We start from the raw sequence: 11,775 nt of genomic DNA, 5'->3' as shown, positions 1-11,775 counted from the left end.
TTAGTTTTCCAATAAAATCCAGTGGTTATCTGGCTGACAATGATTCAAAGGCTCTACAGCACCGGCATGCCAATAAATTGCTCCATCCTGAAGACGAAGCAAAAAGTCCCCCTGTTGGTGCAACGAGACCCACTGATAACACCCTGCTCCAGGCTGATGCCAGAGATATTCCGCGGTCGGCACGAACAGATCCACACCCAGGCTGACCAGCTCGTCAAGTGAAGGCCAAGGCGGCGAAGCAACAAAGCGGATTTCTTCCAGGGCTATCGAGAGGGACACCAACTGCTGTGACTGTGAGGGGGTCATCAAGATCTCGTCCTGTGAGGTGACCTGGGGCACCTGACGCAGGTAGATACCTGTAGCACCCAGCGCCAGCACGAGCAGGATCAGTGACCAGACCCACAGACTTTCACGCCTGCCATCATCTGCCACTACGACTTGAGTATGCGGCGCATCCTTATAGTGGGTTGCGCCAACCGGAGAATTATGGCCATTCAGCGGCATTATTTCAGTTCCACATAGTCATACTCAGCCGGGTCTTCATGTCCGGCATCGAACTGAATAAAAAACTCGCCATCAGGCCAATCGAAATAGACCTGTGAATGCTCATCTGCTGTGGCGCGGGCCAGTTCACGTTCATCGTAGTCATACACCACCACGTCGCTACCCACCGCAAATGTTCCGTCACTGAAGCCTATCTCGCAACGAATACCATCTCCCTCACGTGCACAGTCCATATAGGGATAATGTGCCCAGACCGATGACGTGCAAACTGCAAGCAAACACCCCAGCGCTGCTGCAGAGAACCTTGTATTAACCGCAGCAATCATTGCGGGATCGCCTCAAAACTGAACAGGAAATTCACGCCCACTTCATCCGCAAGAACCCCATCTCCCATAAAACGGGCATTAGCGCTTAATAGATGCGGACCTGCCATTTCCGGCACAAAACTGACACGACCATCTGAATCAGTCTGCAGATCAACCTGCTGACGGGAAGAACGGTAGGCCGTACCATGCGGAACAACCTCTATAGCCGTATCAACAAGCGGCTCACCGTTGTAGGTGAACCGGAAACTGGCTGGTTCGCCTACCACGATGTCACTGGGATGCGTAATGGCATCCATTTCAAAGCCCTCACCGGTCACCTCAAGAACTGTACGAGTGGGAGCCTTTTGAGAGACATAGAACACGCTGATATTCTGCATCGCCATCGTCACCACCTCACGAGCCTCATCCGGCAGCTGTGAGGCAGCCTCCAGCTTGTTCGCCATAATACGGCGCTGGGTGTCACGACCACCGACTACAAACCGGGTCATGTAACGCTCAGGTGTTTTCAACTCAACCTTATAGGTACCCTGATCATTCAGCTGCAAATCAAACACACTGCGACGTTCACCTTTAAAGTAACTTCCCATCCGCTGACGCTCACCTGCTGGACGATAAATCGTCACATTGGCAAGACTGATTGGCTTGTCAAAACTGAAAACACCATGAGAAGCGGTTGCATCGACTGTAATCCAGTGCCCTTCATCTGTGGAAAGATTAAACTCACTGGGCAACATCCACATGGGATGCGCCTGGGCACCGGTACCGACCAGCACCAGAGAGATTGCCGTCGCCGAGACCAGTTTTTTTACCGCTTTCATGGTGTCACTCCTGTCATAATGTGAATTTCACCAAGCTCTTCACTTGGCTCAATGGTGTACTTTTTCGGGCCACTGCCGAGCTCAATATCAGCCTGAACCCAACTGCGGCTTCCATGTTCACGTGCTGCCTCAACATGAACACTGTAACGACCTGGAGACAATGGCTGTCCCTGAGCATCCATACCATCCCAACTCAACGAGTAACTCCCGGGCCGGCGTGTCGCACCCGAAACTGCATCAATATCGGCTCCACCGTAGCGGCCAGTTTTACGCCACCAGCGCCGCATATCTTTCAACCAATCGGGTTCTTTGCTCCACAGAGCAATATTTTTCACCACTTCACCCTGATCATTCTCAACCCATACTGCTACGTAAGGGCGGTAATACATAGGCCCCTCAATTGCTGGAAGCGTCACTTCAATGGTGACCGCCTCCTGCGCCCAGGCAGAGTGATGCAAACCCATCACCAACCCAATACCCAACACCCATCCTTTATTCATGAGGGACTCAGCTCCGAAACAATCAGTAGAGTAAATTCAAATGATTAATAATCAACACTTTAATGTTAATGATAATTATTGTAAACAGCATTAGCGGCAGGTAAATGTAAAGAAGTGTAAACCTCTGAAATTACTCCGACGCCAGCGCAACCACCGGATCAAGATGAGCCGCTTTACGAGCCGGCAAATAACCAAACACCAGACCCGTCATGAAGGCGCAGCCAAAGGCCAGAATCACCGGCATGGCACTGAATACCACATCGGTTCCCAGACGCGCCAGCAATGCCGTCACTCCAAGCCCTATCAGCACCCCCAGCACACCACCAAGCGCCGAGACCAGTACAGCTTCGGTCAGAAACTGCTGCATAATATTGCCGGTACGTGCACCGGTTGCCATGCGCACACCGATTTCACGTGTACGCTCTGTTACCGATACCAGCATAATATTCATGACACCGATACCACCGACCAGCAAGGAGATAGCCGCTATCGACCCGAGCAATAGCGTCATGGTGTTTTGTGTTGCAGTAACCGATTCAATAATCGATTCCATATTGCGTATCTGAAAGTCCTCAACACCATGGCGCATCAACAACAGATCATGCACCGCCTGCTGAGTCGCATAGATATCGGCATCACTGGCAACCGCGACTGTCATGGTTCGCAGATAACGGCGTCCCAGCAGACGCACACCACCGCTTTCAAAGGGCACAATGATGACATCATCTTCATCACGCCCCATGGGTGAAGCCCCCCGCGGACTCATCACCCCCACCACCAGAAACAGTACGTTATCCACCATGACATACTCTCCCAGCGGACTTTGCCCCGGAAAAATTGCCTGAGCAGCTGTCTGACCTAACACCGCAACACTGGCAAAGTTTTGTTCATCTTCAGCAGAGAAAAAGCTGCCCTGACTGACGGGCCAGTTACGTACATCCGAATAGGCCGCGGAGGTCGCCATCACTTCAGTACGGTGATCACGACCACCCGCTCTCAGGGTGACAGTACCACCCTGCTCGGGAATAGCGGCAACAACACCGTCAAGCGCCTGTACAGCATAAGCATCTTCAGGAATCAGGGTGGTCGTGCCCCAGCCACGTTGATTAGGTGCTCCAGGTCGAACCAATAGCAGGTTACTACCCATGGAGCTGATACGATCCACAATCGATTGCCGGGCACCGTCTCCTATGGCCAGCATGGTAATCACTGAGGCAACCCCTATGACAATTCCCAGGAGGGTCAAGACGGTGCGAAACAGATTGCTGGTCAGAGCACTCAGCGACATGCGCAAGGCTTCAGCCAGATTACTGAGCATATTGCCAGGGCGGATATTCAGATCAGTTGGTGCTATTGCACCTGATTCAGCGGCCACAGGCTCTACAGGGCCAGGATCACTGAGAATGACACCGTCACTGATTTCTATGACACGGTCAGCATGCGCCGCCACCTTGGCGTCATGAGTAATCAATATCAGCGTATGTCCCTGCGCGGCCAACTCGGCAAACAGGGCCATCACCTCTTCGCCTGTCTGGCTATCCAGTGCACCTGTAGGCTCATCAGCAAGGATGACCTGTCCACCATTCATCAACGCCCGTGCAATGGACACACGCTGCTGCTGACCACCCGACAACTGCCCCGGCTGATGATCCATCCGGTCTGCCAGACCCAGTCGGTTCAACAGGGCTTCAGCACGCTGATGACGCTCAGATCGTGGCGTACCTGCATAAACAGCCGGGACCTCAACATTATCACGCGCGGTACCACCAGGCAGCAGATTATAGCTCTGAAACACAAAACCAAAGGCCTCCCTGCGCAAAGCAGCCAGGGCATCAGCATCAAAAGAGGCCACATCCTGCCCATTAAACAGATACTGTCCTTTTGATGGTTTATCCAGACAACCCAGCAGGTTCATCAAAGTGGACTTCCCGGAACCGGAGGCACCGACAATGGCAACAAACTCACCGGGCATAATGCGCAGATTAATGCCTTTCAGCACATCAATATCAGTATCACCGTTACGAAACGTCCGGTAGAGATCACGCAATTCGATCAAGGGCGTGTTATCAGCCATCAGGGCATCCTCATCGGACCCATGCCGCTCGCCTGACTGCGTGCGGAAGTCGACATAACAGCAGTGGTACCGGCAGGAAGCAAAACGCGCTCTCCCGGCTCCAGACCCTGCTTGATTTCAATCTGCACTCGATTGGAAATACCTGTCAGCACTTCACGCATCTCGGACTGGCCTTCCGAGGTCAACACCTTGACAGTGCCTGGGCGGCCTGACACAGCTGTACGATTACCCGTTCCGGGAGCTTCAGCAGTGCGACTTTGCTCGACACGCATGACTGCACTAACCGGTACTACCGCAACATTTTCGGCACGCTCAAGAACAAAGAACACCTGAGCGGTCATTTGCGGGAACAATGCACCCTGAATATTTTCCACATCAAACAATGCGTTATACAAGACAACATTATTTTCCACCTGAGGTGTCGGTTCAATACGGCGCAAGACCCCGGTCCAACGACGGCTCTGGTCACCCAGAGTCGTAAAATAGGCTGTCATGCCCTGACGCAAGCGATTCACATCCGCTTCGGACACCTGCGCCTGCACAGTCATCACGGAAAGATCTGCTATCTGAAGAATGGTGGGGGCCTGCTGGGTAGCATTCAGAGTCTGCCCTTTCCGGGCAACAACTTCGACCACTGTACCGGACATGGGTGCATAGATTTGTGAGTAGTTGAGTCGCGCTTCTTCAGCACGCAAGGACGATGCCGTCTGCTCTATCTGAGCGGCCAGCGCTTGAACCTGGGCTGCAGCAGAGCGCTGTGTAGCTTCCGCAATTTGCAGCGACTCCTGTGAAGCCATACGCGTTTCAACCAGCTGGCGTTGACGGCGCAGTTGAATATCCGCCAATTCCAGTTGTGCACGGCGATCAATCATTTGCGCTTCAAGATTGCGCAGCTGAGCACGCGACGCCTCGACATTGGCCAGGTACACTGTTGAGTCAATCTCAGCGAGTAGCTGACCTGCTTCGACTTGATCGCCCACTTCGACATAAATTTCCATCAACTGCCCTGATACCTGAGCCCCCACATCCACATAATCGCGCGGCTGTAGTCGACCTGTAGCAGTGACCAGATTTTCAATCGTACCTTGCGACACTGTCGCATAGGCCACAGAAGCATCCACCTCACGATGGTAATAGTGGTAATAGGACACCAGTGCAACCGCACTGGCAGTCAACAGTAACAATCCACGCCACAGATATCGTTTTGGTTTTGCATGCGCCATCATTCAATTCCTTAAGCCATCAGGATCATTATCCAGAAAATCCTACCGGCTCAGCAATCAACAAGCAGCGTTTTTACAATAATTTACAGTTGCTACTATGCATCCATGCACTTCAGGGTATAAGTACATCCATATACAAAAAACCGCCGAGGGTTAGCTCGGCGGTGAAATGTTGATGAAGAGGGTGTTGCGTGAGCTTAGAAGCTCAGGTTGGCTGACAACCACAAGCGGCGTCCATCCAGAACTGCCCCTTTGGTTGACTGTGTTTGATGGCTGTATTCGCTACCGTAACAAGTACCTGTTGAACACTCATAGGCCTTGTATGCCCGGAAGTCTTTATTCAGCAAATTTTCGACCGTGCCACTCAGACGCAGGTTACGTGTCAACTGATAACTGCCTCCCAGATCCAGCAAAGCATAGGCTTTGATATCACCCAGTGCATCATAGAGCGCACGGTTATCAGTTCCCTCTGCTGGCAAGGTATTAAAACGGCGACTTTCTCCACGATAGCTGGCGCTCAGCCAGAGATTCGCCTGCGGCGTTGCCTGCCAGCTCAAGCGGGCATTCGCAAGATGACGCGGCGTATCACTCAACTCACCGACTACCTGACCAGTTTCATCTTCAATCTCGGTTTCAGTATAGGTGTAGTTAACCGACAGATTCCACGCAGGTGCTAACGGAATTCGAGCGGCCAGCTCAAGGCCTTCAGAACGTGCCTTATTGAGGTTTTCAGTCCAGCCCACGTTGCGCTGATTATCAAACCCAACCAGGTTATAGCAGTCCGCTGGCGGTGGGTTGATTGGGTTGGTAGCGCCAGTGTAATTACAGTTGTAGCGGGTTGTACTGCTAAAACGATCCTTTATACGACTCTGAAACAGGGTTGCATTGGCACTGAAGCCATTATCCTGCTGAAAGTAAACACCCAGCTCACCATTGATGCTTTTTTCCGGATCAAGGCCCGGGTTACCAACTGTTGCAGTTGCACCCTGTGCGGTAATACCGTTAACACCATCATACAAGGCATCAATGTTTGGTGTTTTATAGCCGGTACTCACGCCCCCTTTCACAGTCCAGTTCTGATCCAGACTATAAACCGCATAGGCTCGCGGAGTAATATGACCACCAAAGAATTCATTATGGTTGTAACGCGCACCGAGCGTCAGCATCAGATCATCGGTGACCGCCCATTCATTCTCGGCAAACAGTGACCAGTCATCCTGTTTAAACTTATTGAGAGCAACACCATCAATCATTTCGGCTTTCCAGTACTGACCACCCACCGTGAAGAAGTGGCGATCACCGATAGCCTGCATATACTTGGTATCAAAGATCAGGTTAGTAGATTCCAGCTCACGCGGATCTGCCACATTTTTACCCGGAATACCTGTGTTGGTCGGATTGTTCGGGTTACCCGGAATGGTCCGGCCAATAGTCTCGGTCTGATTATGCATCAGACTGGACTCCCAGGTTCCCGCTCCGACTCGACTAGTATGTCCAATGCTGAACTGATCACGATCATGTCTTAACTCATCAGCATAACCACGCCAGTTAGTCGGCGTATCATTGGCACTCAACTTGCGGTTATCCGGTGTCCCGTTGTCATAAGTCTGCCGGGAAATATCGAAATCAAACCACAGGTCATGATTTTCATGTGCTATCAGATCCAGGCGACCGCCAAAGGTGTAAATTTCCGCTTCAACCTTACTCTGACCACGAGAGTTAAGCAGGATCTCCTGCCCACCGACACCCTGTGCCGTGAGGTTATACTCATCACGCTCAAAATAGCTGCCTCGCAGCGTCAATCCAAGCCGGTCTTCTATCAAAGGCCCACTGGTATAAAAGCTGGTTTTACGATTATCACCAAACTCGTTTTCTTCCTGGAAGGTGAACTCCTGAGTCAAGGAGCCGGTCCATTCATTACCCACCTTACGGGTAATAATATTGACAACACCACCAATAGCATCAGAACCATAGAGCGTCGACATAGGGCCTCGAATGACTTCGATACGCTCTATCGCATTCACCGGTGGAATAAAGCTGGTAGACATCTCACCAAAGCCATTCGGCGTAATATTGCCTGCTGCTCCTTGACGTCGACCATCAATCAGAATCAGCGTGTAATCAGAAGGCATACCGCGAATACTAATGTTCAGGCCTCCGGTTTTACCGGTATTACCCAGCACATCGACCCCTTCCACATCACGCAAGGCTTCAGCAAGGTTGGAAAAGTTTTTCTGTTCCAGCTCTTCACGTGTCACAACAGAGATACTGGCAGGCGCATCCGTGATTTTCTGCTCAAAACCGGATGCACTAATAACCAGGTTATCAAGACGTACTTGTGCATCGTTGGCGCTAACTGCTGCAGTAACCGATGCAATGGAAACCGCCAAAAGTTTTAACCTGAGATGTCTCATTCACCACTCCAAATGATTGATTGTTAGCCGGAAAAAGGCTGGCATGGTCTGTCAATTTAAAACGACTGACAAACGTCTGGCACTTTGGCTGGCTGACCTGGAGGGCTGGCTGGCTATGCGCGACACTTCACGTATCAATAAGTTCAATACGAATCATTATCACTCAGATAAAGTTTCGTTACAAGATGTAAAGTTCCCGTGACAATGCAAACTAAAGTGATTCCAGAAAGGCCTTAAGTGATTGCAACTCTGTTGCTAACAGATTTAAAGGCTGAAGCAAAGGCGAGGTCACCGGGAACAACGGATCATCACCCGTTTGCGAATCAGGTACGGGGCGAGGCATGCCTGCATTATAAAGCCGCAACACACCGTCCAGATTTGGAAATAAGCCATTATGCATCCAGGGGCCTGTTCGACTGACACCTCTCAATGTCGGTGTACGAAAGGCACCCACATCTTCCGGCCTGCCTGTCACCCCATAGCGCCCCAAATCTTCAAAGCGTCGCCCATAGTATGTCAGTCCCAGATTGTGAAATTGCTGATCCGACATCAGCGGTCCGGAATGACAATTCATACAACGCCCTTTGGTTCTGAACAGATGCAACCCTTCGATGGCCTGCTCCGACATACTCCCCGTATTGCCCGCCAGAAAACGGTCAAAGGGCGTGCTGCGCCAGGGCAAGCTGCGAATATAAGCAGCCAAAGCCTCGGACACGCGCTCCGTTGTTATCACTTTGTCCTGCCATACAGCAAAGAAACCTTCGCTATAATCTGGCGTATCCGAAAGCCTGTCACGCAAACCCGATAGTGAAAAAGCCATCTCTAACGGATCTTCTATCGGCATGAGCACCTGCTGCTCCAGAGTAGCTGCTCGCCCATCCCAAAACTGAGAATCAAAGTGTCCACTCAGCAAAATTGAAGGTGAGTTGCGCATCCCTGCCGCCCGATTATGGCCAAAAGACACTCTTCGACCATCAGCAAAGGCCAAGTCTGGCTCATGACAGGAAGCGCAGGCAATCTGACCAGAAGCCGACAAGAGCGGATCAAAGAACAGCTTTTCCCCCAACGCCACAATTTCAGGACGCTGAGGTTCCAGCAGCGGAATGGGCCCCAGCTCCTGCCAGAGCACACCCTCTTCTATCCAGGGTTTGGGCCAAAACTCAGGGGACAACGCATATTGCTCACGAAGGCTTAAGGTAACTGACTCAGACGAGGTCGTCTGGCAATCTTTCAAGACCAGAATAACCAGGACCAAAGGCACCAGCGCCCAAGGGGTTCCCCAGAACATCAGAAGCGGTATCCCAACTCCAGCCAGAACTCGCGTCCAGTCTCATAAACCGGAATATCACCTGTGGCGATGTCAACCAGGTTGACTTTATCCAGTACATTGTAGATATCCAGATTCGCAAAAACAGCACTATTGCCACGCAGTGCTTTTTCCCACCCTAAACGCATATCCCAGTTGATCGCTGACTTATATTGCCGCCCTTCCCACACAGCAACCGGGCTACCTTCATATTCGGCAACATCACCTGTTGCTCCTATGTTGCGATAGCCGGCCCGATACCGCAGAAAATTGGTCATGCTCAAACCTGTCGCCGGGTGGCTTGAAACAGCAGTCAACCGCGCGGTCCAGGGACGATTAAAATTATCGGCAGGCCGCTCTGAGTAACGCATAAACTGGCCATTGTAGCGGATCATCGGATCATTCAACTCTGTCAGGCTTTGCGTGTTACTGTAATCCCGATGTGACCGTGTCACTTCACTCCAGTCCATTGCCAGTTGCACATGGTGCACTGTGTTTCCCCATCGAATCGCTTCAAGGGGTGAGACTGTCAGGGTCAGCGTTTCACTATGACTACTACCATCATTACTGTAAGTGAAATAGTTGGCCATCAGGTCGCCCGTACCCGGATCCAATCCCAGGTGCGTATTCCGTGCCTTCACAATCTGATCTTTACCATCTCGCTGCACATACTTCAGGCTCCACTGCCAACCAGCCAACTGCTGATCAATTGCCAGCATCAACTCATCATCATAGGGCAGTTTCAGTTCATGCAAGCGCGTATTGCTCAGTGTTCGAACAGGAGCACTCCATTGCTGGCCTCCGTTGGCTCGATTAAGCGTGTACTGCATCGCGTTACGCCCTTCATTAAGACGATAGGCATGCATATTTCGTCCATAGTAGCGATTCGCGCCTGCACTGATGCGGGTTCGGCGATCCCCCCATACATCCAGCTCAGCCGCGAGGCGCGGGGACCAGGTATTCTGCTCCATAAAACTGTCGGCATCGTAACGCATACCTGGGCGCAACTGTAACCGCCCCCAGCTCAGCGTATCTTCCAGATAGGCCGACCACTGAGTGGTTTCATAACTGATCTCACCTGCTTCATGTACAGACAAGCGCCTGAATGCCTGACCCGCCCCACCAAACTGCGGTGTAGGACTTAAAGAACACCATTCCGTCTCAATACAGCTACTGGTCGCAGCCAGCTGCAGACCATGACGCAACTCCTCTGGACGCCGTAAAATGCCCGCTGCCACCCCAACTCAACACCTGTTCTCAACTGATGTTCAACCACACCAGTCATCCAACGGTTCCAGAGCATATCTGCCTGGTAGTTAAACCGACGCTGCTCACTGTCGAGATTACCCCAACCACCTTCTGAACTCAGGTGGGTTGCTGCCACCGCACCAGGGCTGCTCCAGTTTTTTTCTGGCGACCAGCGCCAGCCACGAAAATAACTGGTTTCCGTCTCTCGGGAATTCTCCAGATCACTGAAACCCAGGGTTTGAACCAATCGACCTGCACTTAAATTCCAGTCAAACTTTAAATTACCGGTGTAACCACCTGATAAAATATCAGTTCCAGAATCTTTACCATTTGCAATAAAGTAACGATTACGCTGTGGAGCATGCGTCAGGGATGCATCCAGGATTAAATCATCCGTCGCCTGCCAGTGCGCTTTTAAAAAGAAATTATCAATGCGACGCTGCTGATCTCGTTCAAAACCACCCTCAGGCGACTCGTAGCTACCCTTGTTGTAAAGGTTCAACGGTATCGTTGACTCTTTACGGGAAAAGCTGAACAACAATCCAAGATCATCCGTTACAGGTCCCTCAAGGGTTGCTCGCGTAATCCATTTACTGTATTCGGGTTGCCGAACAGCAGAAGTTGAATTCTCCATTGCCAACTGATCAGCCTCGGCAATATGGTAACGCGTCCAGTCTGAACCGCTGTGCTGCACAGATATCCGACCCGCTAAACGGTCTGCAGGCTTCCTCGACGTAACATTGATAACACCACCATTAAACCCGCCATACTGGGCGCTAATATTACTGTCCAGCACCTCTATTTGATCAACCAGCTCAAGATCGAGCGCCAGTCCCTGACTGCGTCCTGGCAGATCAGTCATGCTGAGCGGGTTGCCCTGAACCGGATCCAGATCATTGGTAAATGACATTCCATCCAGCAGAAACAGATTTTGCCAGTACACAGCGCCATTAATACTGATGTTGGCCGGGTCTATCTCACCGGGTGTACGACCACTCGACTGAGTGTCATCAAACTGAACATTCGGATGCAATTTCAGTACATTAGAAATATCGCCACTGCCTGCTGGCAGCACCTGCAGCAAGTCGCGTTCGTAAACCTGCTGACCCTGGTCCAGTCCTGCATAACCACCTGCCTGAACCTGTATTACAGGAAGCTGATGTTGAGCCTGTGCAGAAGCAGCTGAATCATCATCCTGTTCCGTATCAGCCATCACCGTAACCGAAGCCAATAAAACGCAACTGGCGGGTAGCAGGATTCGCTGAACCTGCCAGTATGAACGCACCATTTTCATCATTTAATCCGAACAAAGCCGGCATAAAGCCGGCTAACGAGGCAAGAAAATGGCTGGCTGGAGACGTA

Annotated in this window: 10 protein-coding genes; all 10 read right to left on the bottom strand. The window is 51.4% G+C overall.

Annotation, left to right across the window (positions count from 1 at the left end; genetic code table 11):
- Complete coding sequence (locus ADINL_RS08030) at nt 1-504, bottom strand: hypothetical protein (protein WP_036546134.1); 504 nt, start codon at nt 502-504, stop codon at nt 1-3.
- On the bottom strand, nt 504-830 hold the full coding sequence (locus ADINL_RS08025; RefSeq protein WP_036546131.1) for a hypothetical protein: 327 nt from the start codon (nt 828-830) through the stop codon (nt 504-506). Before ADINL_RS08025 ends, ADINL_RS08030 begins: the two co-directional genes overlap by 1 nt.
- Nucleotides 827-1,648 carry a DUF4198 domain-containing protein gene (locus tag ADINL_RS08020; protein WP_036546129.1) on the bottom strand — a complete coding sequence of 274 codons (822 nt, stop codon included), beginning with the start codon at nt 1,646-1,648 and terminating at the stop codon, nt 827-829. Before ADINL_RS08020 ends, ADINL_RS08025 begins: the two co-directional genes overlap by 4 nt.
- Nucleotides 1,645-2,148 carry a DUF2271 domain-containing protein gene (locus tag ADINL_RS08015; RefSeq protein WP_036546125.1) on the bottom strand — a complete coding sequence of 168 codons (504 nt, stop codon included), beginning with the start codon at nt 2,146-2,148 and terminating at the stop codon, nt 1,645-1,647. The genes ADINL_RS08020 and ADINL_RS08015 overlap by 4 nt, the downstream gene beginning before the upstream one ends.
- A 130-nt stretch (nt 2,149-2,278) precedes the next feature.
- Nucleotides 2,279-4,222 (bottom strand): MacB family efflux pump subunit, encoded by a 1,944-nt coding sequence (locus tag ADINL_RS08010; protein ID WP_036546122.1) that lies wholly within the window; start codon nt 4,220-4,222, stop codon nt 2,279-2,281.
- On the bottom strand, nt 4,222-5,445 hold the full coding sequence (locus ADINL_RS08005) for an efflux RND transporter periplasmic adaptor subunit (RefSeq protein WP_204368214.1): 1,224 nt from the start codon (nt 5,443-5,445) through the stop codon (nt 4,222-4,224). The genes ADINL_RS08010 and ADINL_RS08005 overlap by 1 nt, the downstream gene beginning before the upstream one ends.
- A gap of 197 nt (nt 5,446-5,642) precedes the next feature.
- Complete coding sequence (locus ADINL_RS08000) at nt 5,643-7,859, bottom strand: TonB-dependent receptor domain-containing protein (RefSeq protein ID WP_036546119.1); 2,217 nt, start codon at nt 7,857-7,859, stop codon at nt 5,643-5,645.
- 211 nt (nt 7,860-8,070) lie between these two features.
- Nucleotides 8,071-9,147 carry a cytochrome-c peroxidase gene (locus ADINL_RS07995; protein WP_036546116.1) on the bottom strand — a complete coding sequence of 359 codons (1,077 nt, stop codon included), beginning with the start codon at nt 9,145-9,147 and terminating at the stop codon, nt 8,071-8,073.
- Entirely contained in the window at nt 9,147-10,403 is a 1,257-nt protein-coding gene (locus ADINL_RS15950) for a porin family protein (protein WP_152547645.1), read from the bottom strand. Before ADINL_RS15950 ends, ADINL_RS07995 begins: the two co-directional genes overlap by 1 nt.
- Nucleotides 10,307-11,707, bottom strand: coding sequence for a TonB-dependent receptor plug domain-containing protein (locus tag ADINL_RS15945; RefSeq protein ID WP_161667740.1), 1,401 nt, complete (start codon nt 11,705-11,707; stop codon nt 10,307-10,309). The genes ADINL_RS15950 and ADINL_RS15945 overlap by 97 nt, the downstream gene beginning before the upstream one ends.
- Between the last annotated feature and the right edge of the window lie 68 nt (nt 11,708-11,775).

The sequence above is a fragment of the Nitrincola lacisaponensis genome (assembly GCF_000691225.1).
GTDB classification, from domain to species: domain Bacteria; phylum Pseudomonadota; class Gammaproteobacteria; order Pseudomonadales; family Balneatricaceae; genus Nitrincola; species Nitrincola lacisaponensis.
The sequence above is the reverse complement of the archived record's forward strand: the minus strand, read 5'-3'. Positions and strand labels throughout refer to the sequence as shown.

Bases quoted from the DNA above. Each gene is read 5' to 3' on its own strand.
- ADINL_RS15945 (WP_161667740.1), bottom strand. From the start codon at position 11,707: ATGAAAATGGTGCGTTCATACTGGCAGGTTCAGCGAATCCTGCTACCC.
- ADINL_RS08030 (WP_036546134.1), bottom strand. From the start codon at position 504: ATGCCGCTGAATGGCCATAATTCTCCGGTTGGCGCAACCCACTATAAG.
- ADINL_RS08005 (WP_204368214.1), bottom strand. From the start codon at position 5,445: ATGGCGCATGCAAAACCAAAACGATATCTGTGGCGTGGATTGTTACTG.
- ADINL_RS08010 (WP_036546122.1), bottom strand. From the start codon at position 4,222: ATGGCTGATAACACGCCCTTGATCGAATTGCGTGATCTCTACCGGACG.
- ADINL_RS08020 (WP_036546129.1), bottom strand. From the start codon at position 1,648: ATGAAAGCGGTAAAAAAACTGGTCTCGGCGACGGCAATCTCTCTGGTG.
- ADINL_RS08015 (WP_036546125.1), bottom strand. From the start codon at position 2,148: ATGAATAAAGGATGGGTGTTGGGTATTGGGTTGGTGATGGGTTTGCAT.
- ADINL_RS08000 (WP_036546119.1), bottom strand. From the start codon at position 7,859: ATGAGACATCTCAGGTTAAAACTTTTGGCGGTTTCCATTGCATCGGTT.
- ADINL_RS07995 (WP_036546116.1), bottom strand. From the start codon at position 9,147: ATGTTCTGGGGAACCCCTTGGGCGCTGGTGCCTTTGGTCCTGGTTATT.
- ADINL_RS08025 (WP_036546131.1), bottom strand. From the start codon at position 830: ATGATTGCTGCGGTTAATACAAGGTTCTCTGCAGCAGCGCTGGGGTGT.